This is a genomic window from Aliiglaciecola sp. NS0011-25, assembly GCF_040370605.1.
Classification (GTDB): domain Bacteria; phylum Pseudomonadota; class Gammaproteobacteria; order Enterobacterales; family Alteromonadaceae; genus Aliiglaciecola; species Aliiglaciecola lipolytica_A.
Map to the genome: position 1 here is coordinate 140,332 of NZ_BAABWR010000001.1, position 23,630 is coordinate 163,961.

The 23,630-nt window shown below is 41.3% G+C and carries 22 protein-coding genes and 1 pseudogene; 8 read left to right on the top strand and 15 right to left on the bottom strand.

What is annotated here, in order from left to right:
• Positions 1-34 precede the first annotated feature (34 nt).
• Positions 35-412 (top strand): PA2779 family protein, encoded by a 378-nt coding sequence (locus ABWV72_RS00665; RefSeq protein WP_342805337.1) that lies wholly within the window; start codon positions 35-37, stop codon positions 410-412.
• A 15-nt stretch (positions 413-427) separates the two neighbouring features.
• Positions 428-1,432 carry a PA2778 family cysteine peptidase gene (locus tag ABWV72_RS00670; RefSeq protein WP_353368332.1) on the top strand — a complete coding sequence of 335 codons (1,005 nt, stop codon included), beginning with the start codon at positions 428-430 and terminating at the stop codon, positions 1,430-1,432.
• Between the two features lie 6 nt (positions 1,433-1,438).
• Here ABWV72_RS00670 and cgtA read toward each other — a convergent pair whose 3' ends face one another.
• The 3 genes from cgtA to rplU form a co-directional block, all read right to left on the bottom strand.
• On the bottom strand, positions 1,439-2,620 hold the full coding sequence (gene cgtA / locus ABWV72_RS00675; protein WP_353368333.1) for an Obg family GTPase CgtA: 1,182 nt from the start codon (positions 2,618-2,620) through the stop codon (positions 1,439-1,441).
• A 119-nt stretch (positions 2,621-2,739) separates the two neighbouring features.
• Positions 2,740-2,997, bottom strand: a complete 258-nt coding sequence (gene rpmA / locus ABWV72_RS00680; RefSeq protein ID WP_216049065.1) for a 50S ribosomal protein L27 — start codon at positions 2,995-2,997, stop codon at positions 2,740-2,742.
• Positions 2,998-3,012: 15 nt separating this feature from the next.
• On the bottom strand, positions 3,013-3,324 hold the full coding sequence (rplU, locus tag ABWV72_RS00685) for a 50S ribosomal protein L21 (protein ID WP_216049066.1): 312 nt from the start codon (positions 3,322-3,324) through the stop codon (positions 3,013-3,015).
• 224 nt (positions 3,325-3,548) lie between these two features.
• On the opposite strand from rplU, the gene ispB reads away from it, so the two are divergent.
• Positions 3,549-4,520: an octaprenyl diphosphate synthase gene (gene ispB / locus ABWV72_RS00690; RefSeq protein WP_216049067.1), complete on the top strand. Its 972-nt coding sequence runs from the start codon at positions 3,549-3,551 to the stop codon at positions 4,518-4,520.
• Positions 4,521-4,555: 35 nt separating this feature from the next.
• Here the strand turns inward: ispB and pepQ are convergent, their stop codons facing one another.
• Complete coding sequence (gene pepQ, locus ABWV72_RS00695) at positions 4,556-5,875, bottom strand: Xaa-Pro dipeptidase (protein ID WP_353368334.1); 1,320 nt, start codon at positions 5,873-5,875, stop codon at positions 4,556-4,558.
• A 119-nt stretch (positions 5,876-5,994) separates the two neighbouring features.
• Entirely contained in the window at positions 5,995-7,959 is a 1,965-nt protein-coding gene (locus tag ABWV72_RS00700; RefSeq protein WP_353368335.1) for a lytic transglycosylase domain-containing protein, read from the bottom strand.
• 292 nt (positions 7,960-8,251) lie between these two features.
• On the opposite strand from ABWV72_RS00700, the gene fadB reads away from it, so the two are divergent.
• A complete protein-coding gene (fadB, locus tag ABWV72_RS00705; protein WP_353368336.1) occupies positions 8,252-10,411 on the top strand; it encodes a fatty acid oxidation complex subunit alpha FadB in 2,160 nt (719 codons plus the stop codon).
• 21 nt (positions 10,412-10,432) lie between these two features.
• Positions 10,433-11,593, top strand: a complete 1,161-nt coding sequence (gene fadA / locus ABWV72_RS00710) for an acetyl-CoA C-acyltransferase FadA (RefSeq protein ID WP_216049071.1) — start codon at positions 10,433-10,435, stop codon at positions 11,591-11,593.
• A gap of 115 nt (positions 11,594-11,708) precedes the next feature.
• On the opposite strand, the gene ABWV72_RS00715 is transcribed toward fadA, so the two are convergent.
• Positions 11,709-12,404, bottom strand: coding sequence for an esterase/lipase family protein (locus ABWV72_RS00715; RefSeq protein WP_353368337.1), 696 nt, complete (start codon positions 12,402-12,404; stop codon positions 11,709-11,711).
• 276 nt (positions 12,405-12,680) lie between these two features.
• On the opposite strand from ABWV72_RS00715, the gene ABWV72_RS00720 reads away from it, so the two are divergent.
• The 3 genes from ABWV72_RS00720 to ABWV72_RS00730 all read left to right on the top strand — a co-directional run bounded on the left by ABWV72_RS00720 (position 12,681) and on the right by ABWV72_RS00730 (position 14,481).
• The gene (locus ABWV72_RS00720) at positions 12,681-13,103 is read left to right on the top strand and encodes a DUF2178 domain-containing protein (RefSeq protein ID WP_353368338.1); all 423 of its coding nucleotides are present in this window, start codon (positions 12,681-12,683) and stop codon (positions 13,101-13,103) included.
• Positions 13,100-13,300 carry a helix-turn-helix transcriptional regulator gene (locus tag ABWV72_RS00725; RefSeq protein WP_216049074.1) on the top strand — a complete coding sequence of 67 codons (201 nt, stop codon included), beginning with the start codon at positions 13,100-13,102 and terminating at the stop codon, positions 13,298-13,300. The genes ABWV72_RS00720 and ABWV72_RS00725 overlap by 4 nt, the downstream gene beginning before the upstream one ends.
• A gap of 500 nt (positions 13,301-13,800) precedes the next feature.
• Complete coding sequence (locus ABWV72_RS00730; RefSeq protein WP_216049075.1) at positions 13,801-14,481, top strand: YitT family protein; 681 nt, start codon at positions 13,801-13,803, stop codon at positions 14,479-14,481.
• Between the two features lie 9 nt (positions 14,482-14,490).
• On the opposite strand, the pseudogene ABWV72_RS00735 reads toward ABWV72_RS00730, so the two are convergent.
• The 9 genes and pseudogenes from ABWV72_RS00735 to ABWV72_RS00775 all read right to left on the bottom strand — a co-directional run bounded on the left by ABWV72_RS00735 (position 14,491) and on the right by ABWV72_RS00775 (position 23,628).
• Positions 14,491-14,920 (bottom strand): annotated as a pseudogene (locus ABWV72_RS00735) (VOC family protein).
• Positions 14,920-16,329 (bottom strand): aldehyde dehydrogenase family protein, encoded by a 1,410-nt coding sequence (locus ABWV72_RS00740; RefSeq protein ID WP_216049077.1) that lies wholly within the window; start codon positions 16,327-16,329, stop codon positions 14,920-14,922. The pseudogene ABWV72_RS00735 and the gene ABWV72_RS00740 overlap by 1 nt, the downstream one beginning before the upstream one ends.
• Positions 16,330-16,473: 144 nt before the next feature.
• Positions 16,474-17,772 (bottom strand): adenylosuccinate synthase, encoded by a 1,299-nt coding sequence (locus ABWV72_RS00745; protein WP_216049078.1) that lies wholly within the window; start codon positions 17,770-17,772, stop codon positions 16,474-16,476.
• Positions 17,773-17,939: 167 nt separating this feature from the next.
• Positions 17,940-18,131 (bottom strand): DUF2065 domain-containing protein, encoded by a 192-nt coding sequence (locus tag ABWV72_RS00750; RefSeq protein ID WP_216049079.1) that lies wholly within the window; start codon positions 18,129-18,131, stop codon positions 17,940-17,942.
• Positions 18,132-18,306: 175 nt separating this feature from the next.
• Positions 18,307-19,044 carry a winged helix-turn-helix domain-containing protein gene (locus tag ABWV72_RS00755; RefSeq protein WP_353368339.1) on the bottom strand — a complete coding sequence of 246 codons (738 nt, stop codon included), beginning with the start codon at positions 19,042-19,044 and terminating at the stop codon, positions 18,307-18,309.
• An 89-nt stretch (positions 19,045-19,133) separates the two neighbouring features.
• A complete protein-coding gene (locus ABWV72_RS00760) occupies positions 19,134-19,847 on the bottom strand; it encodes a spondin domain-containing protein (RefSeq protein WP_353368340.1) in 714 nt (237 codons plus the stop codon).
• A gap of 9 nt (positions 19,848-19,856) precedes the next feature.
• On the bottom strand, positions 19,857-20,540 hold the full coding sequence (locus tag ABWV72_RS00765) for a spondin domain-containing protein (RefSeq protein ID WP_353368341.1): 684 nt from the start codon (positions 20,538-20,540) through the stop codon (positions 19,857-19,859).
• A gap of 148 nt (positions 20,541-20,688) precedes the next feature.
• Positions 20,689-23,013, bottom strand: a complete 2,325-nt coding sequence (locus ABWV72_RS00770; protein ID WP_342805357.1) for a bifunctional diguanylate cyclase/phosphodiesterase — start codon at positions 23,011-23,013, stop codon at positions 20,689-20,691.
• A 171-nt stretch (positions 23,014-23,184) separates the two neighbouring features.
• Complete coding sequence (locus tag ABWV72_RS00775) at positions 23,185-23,628, bottom strand: ATP-dependent zinc protease family protein (protein WP_342805361.1); 444 nt, start codon at positions 23,626-23,628, stop codon at positions 23,185-23,187.
• Positions 23,629-23,630 lie beyond the last annotated feature (2 nt).

The following is a 23,630-nucleotide window of genomic DNA, read 5'->3' on the forward strand; positions in this document are numbered from 1 at the left end:
CGTGATTCTTATAAACCATTTGAAGGAAGTAATTATGAAACTCACAAAACTATTGATTGCAAACATAATGGCGTTAACGCTTTTCAGCGGTTTGGTTCATGCCGAAGCAATTAGCTCTTCAAGCGTAATGCAAACTCAATCAACTCAATATAACAAACAACAAATTATTTCTATGTTTGATCGAGAAGAAGTGCAGAATAAACTCGTCGATTTAGGCGTTGAAAAAAAAGACGCGCTAGCCAGAATTAATGCAATGACGGACAGTGAAATTAATCAACTGAATGCCCAGCTTAACGAAGCTCCAGCAGGTGGTATTGTAGGAACTATTGTGACTGTGCTTGTGGTTATTGCGGTATTAGATGTGTTGGGAATTACCGATGTTTATCCGTTCATTCGTCCAATCAACAGCTAACATAATATTTACCGGATGAAAAATATCACCTTGGTTGTGCAGTGGCTGCTATTGGTTGGCGCTTTCTGGCTAACCGGATGTCAATCGACGCCACAAGCGGACGCCTTGCAGGCGTCTGCGCCAACGGATATACCGAGTCAAAAGAATCTCGATGACGTTCCTTTTTATCCTCAGCAAGAATTTTACTGTGGGCCAACAACCTTATCGGAGGTGTTCACCTATTATGGAGAGCAAGTCTCCGCTGAAGATATTGCGCCTAAGCTATTTATTCCTGAAAAAGAAGGCAGCTTGCAATTGGAAATGGTTTCAGCTGCTCGGCAGTATGGCTATTTAGCCTATTCTGGACGCGGAAATTTGGAACAATTACTTTATTCAATTGAGCATGATGTGCCTGTCATCGTTTTTCAAAACCAATCAATTTCTTGGTTGCCTATGTGGCATTATGCATTGGTCACTGGATATGATCTCGATAGTCAAACTATTCAGCTCCACACAGGGGTCACCGAAAGCCATACTATGTCATTTGAGCTTTTTGAGCGCCTATGGCAAAGGGGGAATTATTGGTATTTGATGCCCTTACCTGCGGGATTAACCCATAATAATTTGGACGCATTTAAATACACTAGTGCAGCGTTTGACATGCTACAAACCGGCCAAGTGGAAGCAGGTTTAACAAACTTAGTTGCTGCGACTAAACAGTGGCCTGAACAATGGCTAGGCTACTTTTTGCTTGCTAATCATTTCGCCGAGTTCGATTATCAACAGGCTAATCAATGGTTTTTCAAAGGTTGGCAGTATGGTAAAGATCAGGGTGCTTACCTAAACAATTACGCTTACTCTCTTGCCAATCAAGGATGCCCTGTACAAACGCGGCAACTGATGGAATATGCCTTAGACAAATTTCCAGATGATGATTTGCTAAAGCGCAGCTATGCTGAACTCTTAACAGAAACAACAGAAACAAAAACGCCTGAAAATACTTCAGGCGCTCAGTGTCAATTACCTAGCTTAGTCGATTAAAAAAATCTACTCTCTAGTGTAAACCACTTCTACATCGTAATCGTCATCGTCGTCATCAAAATCATCATCATCATCATCTTCATCATCTTCAAAGTGATCACCTTGTTGTGTCTGACTGTGGTACGCATCCCATTTGAAGTTAACTTCTTCCTCAGACTCTTCCAAACTATCCATTTCATTTGGCAGTGTATCTAAGTAATTCATGACTTCGCGACAAACTTCGTCGGTGTTTTTCTTCTGGAATGCTGAGATTTGGAAACTTGGGCCATCCCAATCTAATGCTTCAATGATCTTATCGCAGATTTCTTTGGCTTCTTCTTCGAGCAACAAATCGATCTTATTGAAGACTAACCAACGTGGTTTAGCCGCCAATTTAGGACTGTATTTGTCTAATTCAGCAATAATTGCTTTGGCATTTTCAACCGGATCAGATTCATCAGCGGGTAATAAATCAATCAAATGTAACAGTACCCGACAACGCTCTAGGTGTTTCAAAAAGCGTATGCCTAAGCCAGCTCCATCTGCAGCTCCCTCGATTAATCCAGGAATATCCGCTATCACGAAGCTACGTTGAGAATCCTGTCTTACTACCCCCAAATTAGGTACAAGAGTAGTAAAAGGGTAATCAGCAACTTTAGGTTTTGCAGACGATACCGAACGAATAAAGGTCGATTTACCGGCATTAGGTAACCCTAATAAACCAACATCGGCAAGCAACATCAATTCTAGACTTAACCAACGAATCTCTCCTGGAGAACCGTTAGATTTTTGTCTTGGGGCACGGTTGGTACTACTTTTAAAACGCGCATTACCAAGGCCATGGAAACCGCCTTGCGCCACTTTCAAACGCATACCGTGTTTGGTCAAGTCACCTAAAGCCTCACCAGTATCTTTATCGGTGGCTCTGGTACCTACGGGTACTTTAAGCTCTAAGTCTTCGCCTGCACGCCCTGTACAATCACTGCCTTGGCCATTTTTGCCACGTTCAGCACGGTGAAAACGTTCAAAGCGAAAATCAATTAAGGTGTTAAGGTTTTCATCTGCTACCAGATAAACGCTGCCGCCATCACCACCATCGCCTCCATCAGGGCCACCCCTAGGAACGTATTTTTCGCGGCGAAAACCGATAACGCCATTGCCGCCGTCTCCAGCTTCAACACGTATTTCAGCTTCATCTACAAATTTCATCTCACACCTCAATTAAGCTTACACGGGCCAAGTAATATATTACTCCGCCCCAACTTTTTTCTCTAGCAATAAAAAGCCCCGCAAGAGCGGGGCTTTTTCAATTTACTTGTTAGCTCGTCTTACTCTGCAACGATGCTTACATATTTGCGGTTCTTAGGACCTTTAACACCAAATTCAACTTTGCCATCAGACAATGCGAAAAGAGTGTGGTCTTTACCGATACCCATATTATCTCCAGGGTGGAAACGAGTTCCACGCTGACGAACAATGATATTACCAGCTAATACTGACTCGCCACCGAAACGCTTAACACCTAAACGTTTACTTTCTGAGTCACGACCGTTATTAGTACTACCACCCGCCTTTTTATGTGCCATTAGTTCGTACTCCTATTAAGCGTTTATACCAGTGATTTTCACTTCCGTGAACCACTGACGATGACCTTGGGTCTTACGAGAATGCTTACGACGACGGAATTTGACAATTTTAATCTTGTCACCACGACCATGAGAAACTACTTCAGCAGTTACTTTGCCGCCATCAACATAAGGCATACCAATTTTTACATCATCACCATTACTAACCATCAAGACATTATCGAACTCAACCGCTTCACCCGGTGCGACTTCGATTTTCTCAAGACGAACGGTTTGGCCTTCGGCCACACGGTGTTGTTTACCACCACTTTGGAAAACCGCGTACATATTTAACTCCGCTCTGCGCCCACGGCGCTACAATTCAAAAACAGGGCGCGAATTGTACGTGAACTGAACTATCGTAGCAAGCCTAAATCGTAATTATTTTGGTAAAAGCTCAGCTTTTTCCGTGAACAGCCATAATATTCGGTTACTTGACTAGATAGATCTGTGTTTTTATGTAGAATTGCACGCATATTAACATACCGTAAAAATGAGCCAATTAATTAATAATGGACTTAAATAACATACGCCGTCTTGCTGATCCTGACATGCAAGCTGTTAACGCCTTAATCCAATCCCAAGTGAATTCAGATGTGGCATTAATAAATCAATTGGGATTCTACATTGTTAACAGTGGCGGTAAAAGAATACGTCCACTTATTACGGTGCTTGCCGCCCGTGCAGTAGGCATTGAAAACCAGCAGCATCACACACTAGCAGCGATTATTGAATTTATTCATACTGCGACTCTATTACACGACGATGTAGTAGATGAGTCCACGATGCGAAGAGGAAGAGAAACAGCGAACGAACTTTTTGGCAATCAAGCCAGTGTGTTGGTAGGTGACTTTTTGTACACCCGTTCATTTCAAATGATGGTCGACTTAAAGCGTATGCGAGTGATGGAGATTCTTTCATCTGCGACAAATGTTATCGCTGAAGGTGAAGTCATGCAATTGATGAATTGCAATGATCCCAACACCAGTGAAGAAAGCTACATGGAAGTCATTTATAGTAAAACTGCACGCTTATTTGAAGCTGCTACTCTTTTAGCTGCCGTGATCACCGATCAAACGCCTGAAATTGAGCAAGCTATGCAAGATTACGGGCGCTACTTAGGCACAGCATTCCAGTTAGTTGATGATATTCTTGATTATGCCGCTGATAGCGACGAAATGGGTAAAAATGTAGGGGATGATTTGGCAGAAGGCAAACCCACTTTACCTCTGCTTTATGCTATGTGGAACGGTAATGAGAAACAAAAAGCCCTTATCAAAGAAGCAATTGAACTAAACAACGGCATGGAAAGTCTAGACGAGATTCTAGCCGCCATGGAACAAACTGGTTCATTGGTTTACACCAAACAAAAAGCGCTGCAAGCAGCTAATCAAGCAATTGAAGCCTTAGCGCCATTGCCTGATTCAGATTACAAAAAAGCACTTATTGGTTTGGCAAATATATCTGTAGAACGCGCCGCTTAACAATAGCGGCGTTTGCTCTAACAAAGATTTAAAGACTAATTTAAGCCCATTTCTCTGGTCATATTTTCATTCCGGTCGCGATGCACAATTATATTGTCCTCAATACGAATTCCACCGAAGGGTCTAAAAGCATCAATCACATCCCAATTTAGGTATTTGGACTGTTCAGTAGCACGTAAATCTGCCAACAAGCTATCTATGAAATATAAACCAGGTTCAATTGTGAAGACTTGTCTTGATTCGATAATACGAGTAGTACGTAGGAATGGATGCGTTTCAGGAGGAGGATTAGGCGTACCGCGATCATCCGCTACATGTCCAGCTACATCATGAACTTGTAACCCCAAAAAGTGGCCAATACCGTGGGGGAAAAAGGTCTTGGTTATGCCATTTTGCAAAATATCGTCTGCAGACAAGTTAACAATATTAAAACGGTTCAACAACTCAGCAATGTACTTGTGGGCAGCTAAGTGCACTTCAGTATAAGCCACACCTGGCTTTAATAGGTCAACCAATTTGAGAGTAACCTCATCCATTGCAGCGACTAACTCGGCAAAACGATCATCTTGCTGACTGTAAGTACGTGTAATATCTGCAGCGTACCCATGGAAACTTGCACCCGCATCAATTAAAAATGAACGAGATTTAGTGGGGGCAGCGGTTTCTTGCTCCATATAATGCAATATCGCGGCGTTTTCATTTAGCGCGACTATGTTGTTATATGGCACTTGATTGTCGCCTTGCTTCACCGCCTTTAAGTAAGCTTGATTAATATTAAACTCAGACATGCCAGCTCTAAACGCCTGTTCAGCAGCTAAATGTCCTTTAACTGCTAATTGATTTGCCTCACGCATACACAGCAATTCATAATCTGTTTTATAAGCACGATAATAATGTAAATAATGTAAGACTCTATCAGGGTTTACCATATCAAAGCCTAACGCTCTGGCGACCTCTAAATACTCCCCAATGTAAGCATACTTCTTCTTGTCGTACGGCAGATGTTTTTCTACGGCATCCGCCTGAGTCAATAACACTATATCAAATTCAGACGCCCAAAAGTCAGTAGGTTCTGGCGGCACCTTATGCCAGAAATCTTTAGGTCGATAAAAAATCAACTTGGGCTTATCAACACCATTTACGACCAACCAACAGTTTGGATTATCAATTATCGGCACCCAAGCTTTAAATTGAGGGTTAACATGAAATGGGTAATGATTATCATCCAAAAACATTCGCTTGCTTTGACCAGAGTGGATAATCAAGCCATCTATGCCCTCACGCAGCAAAGCTTCTTTAGTTCGCTTTTGCATTTCAATAATGTGGCTGGGATATAATTCAGAAAGTGTATGCATAGTATTTATCGGACTTCATATAGATTAGATTCAATGCAGCTAGATTAACATATACCAAAGGGAACTGGTCAACAAAGGCGGCGAAAGTTAATCTCTAAAATGTAAATCAATTTACACATTTATAACGTTTGCCCACCCAGTTGCATATTCGCTAGTTCATTGAATAATGGTGACTTTTTACCTAACTGCATTGCATAAATTTGCTGATAAGCTAAAACTGCTTTCACATAGTTGCGGGTTTCTTTATAAGGTATGGTTTCAATCCAAACATCCATATCTACACTGTGATCTTTGGGGATCCATTTCTGCACTCGTCGCCAGCCAGCATTGTAAGACGCTGTGGCAAGCACCGGATTATTATCCATTTTGTCCATTAAGTAACGTAAATACTGAGTGCCATAGCCGGCGTTAATATCAGGATCAAAAAGCACGTTGGTTTTGAGTTGTTTTTTTGCCAAATAACGAGCCGTACCAGGTAATAGTTGCATCAGTCCTTTTGCGCCAGCACTGGAGTTCGCGTCTGCCATAAACGAACTTTCTCTGCGGGCAACGGCAAACGCCCAAGCAGGATCAACTTGATTGGCCTCAGAATGATTAACTAACTCCTCGCGATAGGCCATTGGAAAACGTCGTTTAATATCATCTAAATACCCGGTATTAGAAAAACCATAAATGGCCCGGTCATGCCAGCCCCAACTATCGGCTAAAACCGCAGATACCAGTTTTTGCTGTTGATTTAGCTGCGATTGCAGATGAAACCATTCTCGACGTGCAGAAGTAAAGCGTTCCAATTGAAGAAACTCGTAAGCCCGTTTCGCCGAATCCATATTGGCAATATGGTTTAAGGTTTGTTTATCAAATTCCAACGGACGATCTATAATTTGCGGTGTTTGCGCTAACTTACCACTAGCTAAAAAACCGTAATAATGGCGTTGCTTTGCCAACCATTGGTAATTTTGATTCGCACTTTCAAGGGCATTCATTTTTTCCAAAGCTCGGGCCTGCCAATATCTAGCACTCAGTTCAGTGCTATTTTTTTCCGGCATCTGTTCTATCACTTCCAATGCATGTTGCCAATTTCCGGTTTTCAACACGTGCGCTAAGTGCCAGCGAAATAACTGTTCGTCGGCATTTTCACGGCTGGCTTTTTCGAGCCACTCATCGGCTTTTTGATGTTCAGAAATCGCTAAAGCCACCGCAAATTTGCCAGCAAGATCATACTGCCGACTTTGCTCAACATCGAATTTTTTGAGTACCGATTGCCAAGTTTTAATCGCAAGTTCTTCATCTCGCCAAATTAGGCGTCCTAAACCATACTGAATAATATCCAGTTCTAATTCTGGGTGTTTTTTAGGGAATTTAGATAAATGGCTAACATAGTTGGGCGAGCGACGGACCCGTAACCACAAGTCAGCTAAATATTGCTGTTCAACCGGTAACAGCGTCTTTAAGTAAGGAATCAGGGTATGACTACCGCCATTTCCAGCCAACGCCAACCGCTTCAAAACCCGTTCTTGGGTTCTAAAACCAGCTTGCGTCCAAGCAGCAAAAACCTTATCACATTCATTTGGCTGTGATTTACCCACTACCCAAAGTTCAGATGCTTTTTTAAATACGCTTTCACGATTCGCAGGATCGGCTAATTGATACGTTAAATACTGACAGGTGAGCTCCACATTCGAGGTGGGTCGAAAATACTGCATGTATAAATCAGCATAATTTTTATTTTTTAAATAAGTTAACCATTTATAACGCAACGATCGGTCTAAAGGAGAACCTTCATATTGGGCTAAAAAAGTATCTATTTTGTCTTGATTAGCTAAATATGGATGGGCTTTGAGAGTTTGCTGCTCAATGTAAGGTTCTAACGGATAGCCTTTTAATTGTTCCCTTAAACGGCGATATTCCGCAGAGTTAGGTTTGGCCACCATATTTTCTAGCGCTTTAAACACGTTTCGTTGATGCGCTAAAGCATCGTCAACGGCAGACGCCGACGTTTGTGCTTGCAGGTGAGTGCTGAAAACCCAAAAAACGGCGAGCACTAAAAAGACATTTCGGAAAAAATAGTTCATAACAGTTGTCATAACTCCGAACAATAAATTACCTGTACAAAGCATGGCAAGTACTAACATGCTTTGTTCAAAAAATATTAATACATAAATAAATTGAATAATAGAGATCCGACCACATGTTATTATGAGCTCAGATTAGAGTTGAGAATAACTAGATCTTCGACAACAATTTACTGCTTAAGTGCAATAAATTACACAATTATAATTAGATTTAAAAACCCTACTAAATGGCTTTAAGTATTTTAGACGATTTATTCTACTTAACGAAAGCCATTTATTCTGCCTTAAACTGAAGGAGATAACGATGATTTTTGAAGGCAAAAGCCTTTGCGCGAAATTACTGGAAAATGGCCTCGCAGAACTGGTGTTTGATGCACAAGGTTCTGTGAACAAGTTTGACCAGCAAACCGTAAATGAATTAGATCAAGCAACCCAAGCATTAGCTAAAAATAGTGATATTAAAGGTCTTCTAGTTCGTTCAGCCAAATCTACTTTTATCGTTGGTGCAGACATCACCGAATTTACTAGTTTATTTGATATGCCCCAAGAAAAAGTGCTTGATTGGGTAGCTAAAACTTCTCAAGTATTTGATCGATTTGAAGATTTACCTTTCCCTACAGTCGCAGCAATAAATGGTTTCGCACTAGGTGGCGGTTGTGAAATGACGTTAGCTTGTGACTTACGTGTTGCCGACACCACAGCCAGCATAGGTTTACCAGAAGTAAAATTAGGGTTAATGCCGGGTTTTGGTGGCACGGTTCGCCTGCCACGTCTGATAGGCTCAGATAACGCCCTTGAATGGATGACCACAGGTCGCGACAGAAAAGCAGCGAAAGCCTTAGCTGAGGGAGCTGTTGATAGCGTAGTGGCACCAGAGCATTTAATTGAAGCAGGTAAAAGCATTTTATTAGATGCGATTGCTGGCAAATTTGACTGGCAAGCACGACGAGCTCAAAAGAAAGCACCACTTACACTTGGTAAAAATGAAGCCCTAATGAGCTTCTCAACGGCTAAAGCTATGGTCGCCGCCCAAGCAGGGAAACATTATCCTGCACCTCATATGATGGTTGATACGGTAACTAAAGCCGCAGGCCTTGACCGCGAAGGTGCGTTGAAGCTTGAAAATGAAGGTTTCACTCAGTTAGCAAAATCTGATGAAGCAAAAGCACAAGTTGGAATTTTCCTTGCCGATCAGTTAGTAAAAAGTAAAGGCAAAAAACAAGCAAAAGCTTCTACTAAAGAAATTAAACGAACAGCGGTATTAGGTGCAGGTATCATGGGTGGCGGAATAGCTTACCAATCTGCAGTTAAAGGCACGCCTGTGATCATGAAAGACATCGCCCAACCGGCACTGGATCTAGGCTTAAATGAAGCAGCCAAAATCTTAGGTAAAGGTATGCAACGTGGCAAAGTCGATGCTGCCAAGATGGCCTCAACCTTAAACAATATCGTGCCTACACTAGAATACTCAGCCATTAAAGACGTGGACTTGGTAATAGAAGCCGTTGTTGAGAACCCTAAGATCAAAGGCATTGTATTGAAAGAAACAGAGCAAGCAGTAGCAGACGATGCGATCATTTGTTCTAACACTTCAACAATTTCCATCAACCAATTAGCCAAGAGCTTAGACAAGCCTGAACGCTTTTGTGGCATGCATTTCTTTAATCCAGTGCACAAAATGCCATTGGTTGAGATCATTCGTGGCGAAAAAACCTCTGAAGAAACCATTAATACAGTTGTAGCTGCCACTCTAAAAATGGGTAAAACACCCATTGTGGTTAATGATTGTCCAGGATTTTTAGTCAATCGTGTTTTATTCCCGTACTTCGCAGGTTTCAGCAAAATTGTCCTCGATGGGGCTGATTTTGTTGCCGTTGATAAAGTAATGGAAAAAATCTTCGGTTGGCCAATGGGTCCAGCATATTTGTTGGACGTTGTTGGTATGGACACTGCTGACCACGCCTCAAGTGTGATGTCAGACGGTATACCTGAACGTATGCAGAAAATTGGCGATGATCCAGTCACTGTTATGTATAAAGCTGAGCGACTTGGGCAAAAGAACGGCAAAGGTTTCTATAACTTTGGCGTAGATAAACGTGGTCGCCCTAGTAAAACAGCAGCACCAGAAGCCTATGAGTTAATCAAACCTATTTGTGCCGAAACAAAAGACTTCGACAAAGATGAGATCATTGCGCGCTTAATGATTCCAATGGCCAATGAAATGATTCGTTGTCTAGAAGAAGGCATAGTAGGCAGTGCAGCTGAGGCTGATATGGCACTACTTTACGGCTTGGGCTTCCCACCGTTTAGAGGTGGCGTGTTCCGCTACATTGAAACAATGGGATTGAGTAATTTTGTTGCCTTAGCGGATAAATACGCGCATTTAGGGCCGATTTACCAAATCACTGACGGCGTTCGCGAAATGGCCGCTTCTGGTAAATCTTACTTTCAACTTTCAGCCTAAACTGACCCAAGGAGACTTAACATGAAAGACGTTGTTGTTATTGATTGCATTCGTACCCCTATGGGTCGTTCTAAAGGCGGTATTTTCCGTAACGTAAGAGCAGAAACTTTATCTGCTCATTTGATGACGAAATTATTGGAGCGCAACCCTGGTGTTGACCCAAGTGAAATTGAAGACATCATTTGGGGATGCGTACAGCAAACCAAAGAACAAGGTTTTAACGTTGCTCGTAACGCGCAACTATTGACCCAAATACCACGCACAACGGCTGCTGTGACAGTAAACCGTTTATGTGGTTCATCGATGCAAGCTCTTCACGATGCCGCTAAAGGTATCATGACTGGCATGGGCGATGTATACATGATTGGTGGTGTTGAACACATGGGTCATGTACCCATGAACTTCAACCTAGATTTTCACCCTGGCTTAGCCAAATATACTGCCAAAGCATCTGGCAACATGGGTATGACAGCTGAATTACTAGGTAGACAAAACGGCATTACCCGTGAAATGCAAGATGCCTTTGGTGCTCGTTCGCATCAGTTAGCACATAAAGCGCACTTAGAAGGTCGCTGGAATGAAATTGTGGCAACTGAAGGCCATGACGCTAATGGAGTATTGAAACTCATTGAGGCTGATGAAGTGATTCGTCCAGATTCCACTATCGAAACTATGGCGGCACTTCGCCCGGTATTTGATCCCGTAAATGGAACCGTTACAGCTGGTACTTCATCAGCGATATCGGATGGGGCCTCTGCGATGTTACTTATGTCTGCCGAACGCGCTAAAGCCCTTGGTTTAACACCTAGAGCTAAAATTCGTTCGATGGCAGTAGCTGGCTGTGATGCAGCGATTATGGGCTTTGGTCCAGTTCCGGCAACCAAAAAAGCACTTCAGCGTGCCGGTATGACCATGGACGATATTGAATTGGCTGAATTTAATGAAGCCTTTGCAGCCCAAGCACTGTCATGTATTAAACAGTTGGGTTGGATCGATACTTACGAAGACAAAGTTAACCTTAATGGTGGTGCAATCGCACTAGGTCACCCTCTTGGTTGCTCCGGTTCACGTATTTCCACAACCTTGCTTAATCTAATGGAAGCTAACGACAAGTCTGTTGGTCTAGCCACTATGTGTATTGGCCTTGGTCAAGGTATAGCTACTGTGTTTGAACGGGTTTAACACCCTAATAAACAAACCTTAGTATTGATTAAAAAACACCTAATGGGTTCGGCCCATTAGGTGTTTTTTTTATGTCACTTCAACCCTTTGGTTTGTTGGAATTGTACAAACTCAATTACTGAATCAAGTTTACTTGTTGATTAGCCGTATCAGTTTGTAATCCAAAATGCCCTAACACATAGGTATAACTTGCGTCTTCATTCCAAATACTGCTGCTATGAACGCCCCCCACAGAACAAACACCTGTGCTACACACGATTTGATCTATATTGCTTTTAATTGAATACACTTTACTGGCTAATGGCGCGCCGTAAATACTATCCAAAAACGGACTTTGCACCGACAACCCATAATATCCGCAAGTAGAATTCCAAACATTAAATGGATAAACGCCGCATGACCAAAGTCCACGCACAGCTCCTGCAATACCAACAAATGTATCTACACTGCTCGATACCGTTAATTTAGAAATCTGTTGAGCTGCTAATGTGACTCCCATGGAATGGCCAATAACATCAATTTTCCCCGTACAAGAACTTGCTATGGCATTGGTGATGGCTTGATTCACTGGTGTTTCTTCACTCCCAGAGTGATTATTACAAACTGCACAGGATTTTGATCCCCAATCTGGGCGAAATATTTCTGACGATGAATAACCAGCATCGAGCAACAGATCATAGGTATTGTCCCAGCTATCCGGAGACGCAGTATTTCCATGCACTAGCACAACAGCATCTTTGCAACTGCTTGCAAATGTATTAAAAGTGGCAAACGACATTAACATTACGAACAACGTAAAATAAATTTTCATAGTTAGAACTCGTGAGTTAGTAGAGCTTCTATTTTTAGTTAATGAAATGTTAATTGGCTATAGTACTTTAGTGCAGCGCAGGAAAAACTTTATAAAATATAAAGTCTCATTTGTTGCAGGCAAAGAGCGCGCAACTTAGTTTAAGAGTGTGCTGCGCGCCGATAAATATCAATAATGCCAAACATTTTGTAAAGCATGCTTGACTTTTGCATAAAGGACACCTAAGCTTGTCTAAAAGTAAAGTGTTATTTACTATATATCAAATGAGGCATACATATGAATACCATAAAAAACGACTCTCAAAATATTAAACTACGTGGGAAATCAGCGACAAAGCAACTTTTCGTTTGGACATCTTGTTGGGTATTAAGCTTGGCGTTAGTAGCATTTGGCCCCAAATTTTTTTGGGATTATGCTTCTACTTTCACGCTTATTGCTATTTTCATCAACCTTGGATTTGGATTCAAAATGATAATCGCAAATAAACAACATTTAATCTGTATGGATGAAATGCAAAGGAAGATACAATTGGAGGCGATGGCAATCTCATTGGGTGTAAGTATGGTCTTTGGAGCCCTGTACGGATTGTTAGAAGCGACACGCCTAGTCGCTCACGAACCTAACCCGTCTAATATTTTATTTGTCATGGGGATAAGTTACGGCATTGCAGTGGGCATTGGTTATAGGAGATACATGTGAAAAATCGCCTAAAAGTATTGCGGGCTGAGCGTGACTGGACACAAGCTGATTTAGCCGACGCATTAGATGTATCTAGGCAGACTATAAATGCTATTGAGAAAGGTAAATTTGATCCCAGTTTACCTTTGGCGTTTAAAGCTGCGAGGCTTTTTAGTATGCCCATTGAAGAAATATTTGATGATGAATATTCAGATTAACGCTGCTAGGTGCTGCCAGTTAACTTAGGGTTTAATATAGGTAATTTAGCTGCACCTTTTAGATAAATGAAGCACTAAAAAGTTAGTGCTTACATACCTATAAAATACCTTTGATACGCAATTTTTGAAAAGAAACGATATTTTCCAAAGATGGAAAAGCACTTAGTCGTATTTATCCATGTATTTTACTTAAGCGACACCATGAGAATTGGAGCACCAATTTATAATTTTGGGACATGAACTTATAATTTTGGGACAAGCAAAGTATTAAAATTGGGACAAAAAATTGTAATTCTGGGACATTATTAGCGTTTGCCAATGCATAGTTACATCTTATATACAGTCCGTTTACCCTAGTGTAAAGAGTCGTAAAGAAAGCGATACTTAAACGGTCAAAATTCCACCGCATCATAATCTCTTCAAGCTTTTAAGCTGAGCTAATTGCGGTACACTTGCGGCAAATTCCAGACCCCCCATTGAGAAAAGGAAAAACATCAGCTATGCCATTCCCTACACACCGATTCTACGAAGATGTTTTGGCACTTTTCAGTGCAGGTATATTCGTATCCTTAGGCGTTGTATTTTTCGGAACTCAGGGAATTTTAACGGGTGGTAGTGCGGGAATCGCAATCATAGGAACACATTTTGTACCCTTTAGTTTTGGTGTTGTGTTCTTTGTCGTCAACATCCCTTTTTATTTTTTAGCATGGACAAAGCTCAGTAAACGTTTCACCGTCAATACCTTTATCTCGGTAACTTTGGTGTCGCTAATGACAGAATATATGGATCACTTTATTGTCATTTCTGATCTTAACCCAGTGTTTGCGGCAACTGTAGGCGGCATGCTCATCGGTATTGGCATGTTGATCATGTTTAGACATAAATCAAGCCTAGGTGGGCTGGGAATTTTAGCTCTTTATCTGCAAAATAAATTTAATCTTCGAGCGGGTCACATTGGTTTAGTGGCTGATTGTATTATTCTGTTGTCATCGCTGTTGATGTTTGAATTCAATATCGTTGTATTGTCAGTTTTAGGCGCAGTTACGTTAAATATTTTAATCGCAGTAAACCACATTCCAGGTCGATACACTGCGACTAAAAAGGTAAAGAAGAAACAACCCGAAGCGACTGCTCAGCAAGAACTCATGTTTGATGAGACAATACAGTCTTCAGGTAATTAGTTTTACTATTTAAACCGCAAACAATTGTTGTAAATCATTAAACGCCTTAAATTCTAAAGCATTGCCGCTAGGATCAAGAAAGAACATTGTAGCTTGTTCGCCAACTTGTCCGGCAAATCTCACGTATGGCTGAATAACGAAATCGGTATTGTGTTGTTGCATTCGCTCAGCTAATGCGTGCCAATCTTGCATACTCAACACCACGCCAAAGTGCGGTACAGGAACGGATTTATTATCCACTTCATTGGGTTTGGCTGCTGAGGGCATATTTTCAACCAAATGTGTAACCAACTGATGTCCAAAAAAAATTCCAATCTATCCATTGTTCGCTTTGCCGTCCTTTCGAGCAACCAATGACCTCCCCATAAAAACGCTCAGCTTGTTGCAAATCGTCGACCGGAATAGCTAAATGAAAGGGACGGATATCACTGTCGTTCATTATAAAATCCTTTTCAAAATTGATAATTTGAATTTACTAAAAGGTGGGTAACGCAAACTAACATCAAATTTAAAACTACGCTCCATCACCGTTTTCAAATGGCTTAAACGGTCAAAGCCAGATTGACCATGATAACTTCCCATCCCACTATTACCGACACCGCCAAAAGGTAGGTCAGGATTGGTCATAAACATAAATCCATCGTTAACACAGACATTGCCAGCTGACGTCTGATGCAACACTTTTTGCGCATAATCATCGTTGTTTGTGTACACGTACAAAGCCAGAGGTTTAGATCGCTCGTTAACAAAAGGAATCGCTTGGTCAATTGAATCTAATGTGACTATAGGTAAGATTGGTCCAAATATTTCTTGTTGCATTAGCTCACTGTCTAACGGCGGATTAAGAACCAAAGTCGGCTCGAAGTAACCCGTTTGAATGTTTTGCTTGCCACCAAAAACCACATTTTGACCTTCTAAATAATTAGCTAAACGCTGAAAATGTCGTTGGTTGATAATTTTGCCATAATCTTTACTCGTTTCAGCTGCCGCCCCATAAAACGCCGTTATTTTTCTCTCAATCGCCACCAACAATTGGTCTGCTATGCTCTTATCAACCAAAACATAGTCAGGTGCCACGCAGGTTTGCCCGGCATTCATCCATTTACTCCAAACTATTCTCGCCGCAGTAACGTCAATATTCGCCGAATTATCGACAATGCAGGGACTTTTCCCTCCCAGTTCGAGTGTGACTGGCGTGAGGTGTTTAGCCGCAGCTGACATTACTATTTTCCCTACCGCTTCACCGCCGGTATAAAAAATGTGGTCAAATCGTTGGGCTAATAATTCTGTGGTTTCATCAACAGCCCCTTCCACCACCGCAAAGGCATTATTATCAAGGTATTCAGGAATGAGTTCAGCTAAGAGTTTAGACATGTTAGCGGCTAACTCTGAAGGTTTTAGAACGGCACAATTACCCGCTGCTATCGCTGCCACCAAAGGTGCAAGAAGCAATTGAAAGGGATAATTCCAAGCACCAATGATTAAAATAGTTCCAAGGGGTTCAGGCAAGATATAACTTTTCCCCGGTTGCGCCCCCAGTGGAGTAGATTTCTTTCGGGGTTTCATCCATTTTTTTAAGTGCTTAAGAGTATGTTGAATATCTCCTAGCACAAAGCCTAATTCAGATATCCATGCTTCTGTTTTACATTTCCCCAAATCTTGTTCTAGGGCTGCAAGTAAAACATCCTGTTTCTCATGGATTAATAACTCCAGTTGCTTGAGCTGCTCTACTCGCCACTGATACTCTTTACTGTAGCCACTGGCAAACACTTCACGTATTCCCAACACTAAGTCCTGAATATCGCTAGATTGCGCAGGTTTTCCAGTATCTTGACTGGCAGTATTCATAAGCACCTCATAAAATTTTCAAGTATCTATAACTACACATATAGCTATAACCGAATTATGCAATGGTTATGATGAATTATTGTTAATAATTGCGCCATAAAAAAAGCCGCTTAAAAGCGGCTTTATGATAGCGAACAACAAGGTTTATGCAGAAAATGGATGACGTAAAATAATCGTCTCGTTTCTGTCAGGGCCTGTTGAAATAATATCTATTGGTACCCCAGTGATTTCCTCAATACGCTTAATGTATTTTTGCGCAGCGTCTGGTAAATCATCATAGTTGGTTACACCATAGGAGTTTTCGCTCCAACCTGGCATAGATTCATAAACAGGTGTGATCAATTCGTAATCATCTGCAGCCATAGGAGGCACGTCTTTTACTGAGCCATCAGCCTGTTTGTAACCAATACAAATCTTCAACTCTTCTAAACCATCAAGCACATCTAGTTTGGTTAAACAGAAACCTGTAATTGAGTTAATTTGAACGGCACGTTTCATGGCTACAGCGTCAAACCAACCCGTACGACGTTTACGACCTGTAGTCGCACCAAACTCGTGGCCTTTGATACCAAGATGTTGACCAACTTCACAATCTAATTCAGTTGGAAAAGGCCCTGAACCCACTCGAGTGGTGTAGGCTTTTACGATACCTAGTACATAATCTAGATTAAGAGGACCAAAACCAGAACCGGTTGCCACACCACCGACAGTGGTGTTCGATGAAGTCACATAAGGATAGGTACCGTGATCGATATCGAGTAAAGTTCCTTGTGCCCCTTCAAACATAATGGCATCACCACGCAATCTGGCTTTATCCAATACGTCAGTGACATCAACAACCATTGATTTTAATACGTCGGCTACCGCTAGGGCATCTTTTAATACGGTATCAAAATCCACAGGTTCAGCTTTATAATACTGAGTCAGTACAAAGTTGTGATATTCAAGAATTTCTTTCAGTTTAACAGCGAAGTCTTCAGCATTAAACAAATCGCCCACACGTAAGCCGCGACGAGAAACCTTATCTTCATAAGCTGGACCTATACCACGACCAGTTGTGCCTATTGCTTTAGCTCCGCGCGCTTCTTCTCGAGCCATATCTACAGCTATATGGTAGGGAAGAATTAACGGGCAGGCTTCACTGATAACCAAACGCTCTTTTACCGGGATTCCTCGGTCTTCAAGCATTTTCATTTCTTTAAATAACGCTTCTGGACTCAACACCACACCATTACCTATGACACAGGTAATATTGTCGCGTAAAACACCGGAAGGAATTAAGTGAAGAACGGTTTTTTCGCCGTCGATTACGAGCGTATGACCTGCATTATGTCCACCTTGATAACGGACAACATAGGTCGCTTGATCTGTGAGTAAATCTACTACTTTACCTTTACCCTCGTCACCCCATTGGGTACCGAGCACTACAACATTTTTAGCCATTGAAGAAAAACTGTCAGGAAATTAGGCGTGGATTCTACCAAAATTTGTGCTGATAAATCATCCGTTTTTTCAATTTCTCTGGGGTTTATTGCTAACTTATCGTAATTTTTCAGTAAAAAGATGTTTGCAGCGTCTAAAAACAACAAATTTACACACTTTTCGTCATTTTATTTTTCAAGTAGGAAGAACAAGCTGACTACACCTATAGTCACCATCACACCACCAATAGTGCGAAGTTGTTCATTTGGTTGAGTGGCAATTTGATAGATATAACTTTTCCAACGTTTAGGAAACAACATAGGTCCAATACCCTCTATCACGAGGACTAGCGAAAAAGCGATAAGTATAGTGTTGCCCAAAGTCACTTCCCTATGAATTAGTTAATCTTTAAGAATTGACATTGCGCTGATAAAAAAGGGTCAAAGGTAAACAGTGTCAATAATTTGCGACACCTAGTATGCCTTATATTGACTAAAATTAAACGACGTAATCATATTAAATTGGAATTAAAAAACATTTACTTATATTTATAAATCAATTGTTTGTCGCATATTTATGGACACCTTCAGGGTTAAATTTGTAACCAACGCCCCAGACAGTTTGCACAATTTGTGGGGAAGTGGCATCTTCTTCAATCTTAGCTCTAAGACGGTTTATGTGGGAATTCACTGTATGTTCATAACCACTGTGATGGTATCCCCAAACTGACTCAAGTAACTGACTGCGACTGAAAACCTGATTTGGGTGACTGGCCAAATGAAAAAGTAACTCAAATTCTGTAGCGGTGAGATCCAGGGCTGCATTATCAAACAGTACTAAGTGATTTTTTTGATTAATCACCAAACTACCTATGGTCAATGGTTTATCAGTTTCAGGTTCGATGTTACGACCGGCATCAGCTAGCAGTGCGACTTTTCTGAGCTGCGAACGCACCCTTGCTTGTAATTCCCTAACGCTGAAAGGTTTTGTCATGTAGTCATCGGCACCTAGCTCCAACCCTAATACACGATCAGTTTCTGAGTTTTTTGCCGTTAACATGATAATCGCTTGTTGAGGTTTCTTATCTCTGACCTGACGACAAATATCCAATCCACTTATCTGTGGCAGCATGACATCTAAAATCATTAACGAATAATCATCGTTAAGTGCACACTCTAAGGCAGCTTTACCATTATCAATATGCGTAGTTTCAATGCCTAATTCGGATAAATTAAGTCGAATCAAATTTGCAATATCGTTATCGTCTTCTACCAAGAGCACATTATCTGTCATTTTACACTACCTAAAAAATACAAAGTTAACTCTAGCATCTTGCAATTTACTAGAGCTCGATTGACTAGAGTTAACTGAGTGTAGCCCTATTATTCGATTCGAGACACACTAATACTGATTACAGGGTTGTCGAATTTATGTTGAGAATCCAACACCGATGTGGCTAAGTTATCAGCTGAAGTAACCACTCCAGGATGCATTGCTACGTAATCAACATCGTCGCGCGCATCTTCAAAACCGACACCACCATCAGCAGGTCCAGGAATAGTCCCAGCAGCTTCAGAATTACCTTCAGTGCCCGCGTCATATGCAGCCATTGCGCCTTTCCAAGTATCTCCAACAGCTAATTGAGATAAATCCCAAGCATTAAGACCGGTAAAAGCATCATTTGTATTCACTAACATTGTCGCAACGGTTAGTTTAGCATCGGTGACGTCCTCTATAGTCACTTCAAAGGTTTCGCTAACACCAGGACCTACAGGTGCATCACCAGAGGCAGAAGCTAAAACCATGGGTAAACCAAGCAGGCTTGAGTTGTCACCAGATTCAGCCATAGTTTCTAACTCAACTGACGCAGAATCACCAATCATCCAAAGGTTATCATCTGAGTGCAGTATTACAGCAATCGGTGATAGTGGCTGTCCATTGGTTAGATTAGTTACCGTAACTTGATAAGTCACATCCACGGCCACAGGCGGTAATGGGGTTTCAGGATCATCGTCGTCATTACAGGCAACTAAACCAAGAGTAATAGAGGCAAGAATAGCCAAACGTAGCGGCTTGTTTTTAAATAATTGCAACATAACAGCCTCCTAGTTTACGGTTACTGTAACTTTGGCAACCGGGTTTAACCAACGATGAATGCTATTCACTATATCGCTTGTACCACCATCCGTTTCTGCATCCCCGATATTACCTCGGTGAACGTGAACGGTACTGTTCGACTCTTCACTCGTCACTCCAGAACCATTGCTGCCTAATAGCGGGTCAAGTGGAGGAGGCACAGGCATACTAGTACGCAATTCGTCATTTGCTTCTGTACCAGCATCATAAGCATTTAAGTAGAAAGTATAGGTTCCAGCTTCGCTAGGAATTGACCAATTATCGAGTCCAACAAACCCATCATTGGATGGCAAAATCATTCCGGTAATAGATAATACTGTATTGGAATCATCAGTAGTAAGAGCTGTGCTTGTAGATAATGATGGGGCGAGTAAACCACCAGCGGGGTCGGCTACCATATTGGCATTAACCGAAGTCCCGATACTCATTAGCCCGTCTAAACTTCCCATCTCAGCCATAGCTTCAATTTCAGCAGAAGCAGTTTCACCTAATTCAAACAGACTAGCTTCAGGCGTATGCGCAGCTACTAGTAAAGGAGTGAAATAGATACCTTGGGTAAGATTTTGGATTTCAACGGTAAGGTCAGCAGACCATGCAGGTTGCATAGCAACGGTCAGTAGGCTAGCGGTAAGCATTTTAGTACTTGTTTTCATAAATTTTCCTCGACAATAAGTTAGTTGACGAGAAGAATTCTGGATGGAAATTATCCCGAAAGTATCACGAAAGAATGACGAAACCTTCAAATCATCATCAAATGCGAGAAATTTCCAGTGAATTACGGTTTTTTACAAATAGCAGTTTTTATTCAAACCAGTTAGTTGGTTTATTTTGCAAACACCACTCAATCATATCTTCAACCGCTATCGGCCTACAAACATGGTAGCCCTGCACCCAATCACAGCCCCACTTTCTTAATAATTTAAGGGTTTCTTGGTTTTCGACTCCCTCGGCAATAACACCTAAGTTAAAGTTATGCGCCAATTCCAATATCGTTTGTACAATTTGTTGATCACTGCTTTGATCTGCCAAGTTTAAAACAAAGCTCTTATCAATTTTGAGTTCGGAAACCGGCAATTGTTTCAAATAGGCCAGTGAAGAATAACCAGTACCAAAATCGTCGATCGCTAATGAAAACCCGACTTCTCTGAATTTATTTAATTCTATTACTGCTTTTTGTGGATCGGCGACCAAATCACTTTCTGTGATTTCAAATGATAATTGGCTTGCTGCCACTTTATAGTGTTTTAAATGACGCTCAACAGCACCAAGTAAATTTGGATTAAGGATATCTTTAGCAGACAAATTAATGGCAATACAAATATCCAGCCCACTCTCAGACACCCGCTTTGCATCCATTATCGCCGTGCGAATCACGTAGTCGGTTACCTGTCCAATAAGGCCAGCTTGTTCTGCAATACCAATGAATTCATCGGGCGGCACAAATCCTAACGACTTGCTGTTCCAGCGAATCAATGCTTCGGCGTGGGTTACCTGACCTGTTTTTAAGTCTAATTTTGGTTGGTAAACCATGTTTAACTCAGATTTAGCCGACACCAGTGCATATTTTAGTTCTGATATTATGGCTAATCGTCGGGTATAACGTTTTTCAAAATCGTCTTGGTACTTAACGAGTAAGCTAGGAGATATACGCGCTTCATCCAATGAAATATTTAATCGTTTAAACACACTTTCGGTATCGTCACAGTTTTCGGGACAACACAACATGCCCATTGCCAATTTAATATTCATCACAACTTCATCAATTATGATCGGCAATTCGATTTCTTTTTGGATATCTTTTAGTTTTTCCAGTGACAAAGGAGTTTCAGGGATCCACAAAAACTCCCCACCATTTAATCTTGCACTTTCGCCACCGAGTTGTTTAAAACGACTGGCAATGGTCTGTAGACAGTCGTCGCCACTTTGATAACCGAAAATATCGTTAACACCTCTAAAACCTATAATGTTGGCTCCAATAACTTGAAACTGTTGATTGGTCGCAAACTTTTTAGCTATCACATCTCTGATCTGGTACCTATTTTGTAAATCTGTCAGCAAGTCATGGCTGGCTTGATAACTGATTTGTTTTTGCCGTTCATGAATATTAGCTTGCATAGTTTGAAAGGAAGACGCCAACTCATCAATTTCGACGGTGTTAGCCTTTATATCAATGGGCTGTTCATAATTTCCGGCCGCGATTTTGTGTGCCACGAAAGACAACTGCCCCAAAGGCTTGGATAATTTTCGTGCCACCAGCGCACCAAGTATTAAAGCTAAAAGCACACTTAACAATGCAATAACGCTTACTTTGATTTGCAATTGATTGAATTCGCCAAACAATCGTTCAGAATCTTCTGACATCATGGCCCATATCTGACCGTTTTCTCGTTCCTTCAGCAAAAATGACTTAGATATAATTTGATGCTCTGGCATAAAAGACAATTTAAACCAAGAAATATCCTGGTTTTCAAACATTACACTAGCGTCAACAGCTTCTTTAGCTAAGGTGGAGGTGACAAACACTTGTTGTTGGTCACGATAGACTTTGATGGTGGCATCTAACTGGGTAATACTTTTCATCAAATCCAGTACACTTCTATCTATTTCAAAGCCCACCAGAGCGACAGCTGGTGCCCCAGGAACTCTTACCCGCAATAGTATTGCTTGATATAATTTGTCATTTATCAGCAAAATTTCGCTAGCACCACCTTCATAAACAGCTTGTTCTATAAATTGCGGAAAAGGAAATTCATTGCCTACAATTAAACGCCCAGAGGTACTGTTGGTAACAGTGCCGTCAAGAGATATCAGGGCCATTAAATCTGCTGAAATACGCTTTGTATGATTACTCAGAACACTATCAATGGTTGGACTATCTTGACTACCTATAGCAGTTTTGAATCCATAATCAGAAGTGAGTACCTCAGCTGAACTAATCAACAGGTCCTCTCTGGCATCAAGTACTTGGGTAAATACTGATTCGGCGACTTTAAGATTATTTGCTAATTGCAACTTCGCTTGGTCAATCGTTGATATCCAAACGTTGGTCAGAATGGCGATCGCACACAGCAACACCAACCCACTTGATAACCTAAAAATATGTTGTTTTAACGATTTAACCGACATCAAATAACCACTTTTCCAAAGTTTCCAGCGCCAAATATACGCGAGGCTCCCTCGGTTTACTTAATAAATAAATAGCAACAATTGTGTTTTCAGCACTAACAGCAATTTCCAAAGCCATTCCTGCAGTGCATCATAGCGCAAAACTGAACGCCAACTGACGGGCAGTTTGCATTACGGATTAGTTCCAAGCAAATACTCTTCCCCAGGATTTACCACTAATCGCCCACTCATAGCTTCTCGGCCTAGCAACATCAAATAGGTCATCTCCGAACGGTCAGTAAGGCTAAGATGAATTTTCCAAGACGCACCGGCTATTTCTAAAAGCGTTTCAATTAAGTAACGACGTTCTCGTGTTGCAGTAGAGCTTTTTACTTTACGCACAGCCTCCACTTTGGCTTCCCGCCTAACAATTTCATTTACATCGTGTATGTCTGGATGAATGTTAAAACTCACCCAGGTTTCACCGTCTTTTTCAAACTCTTCAATATCATCAACATGCAAAGAAGAGGTTGTCGCGCCGGTATCCACTCGAATATTTAAATTCTGAATAGCTAATTCAGGTAAGTTACAAAGCTCTAAAGCACCAATTACTGGCATATTTTGGTATGTCTGCATAT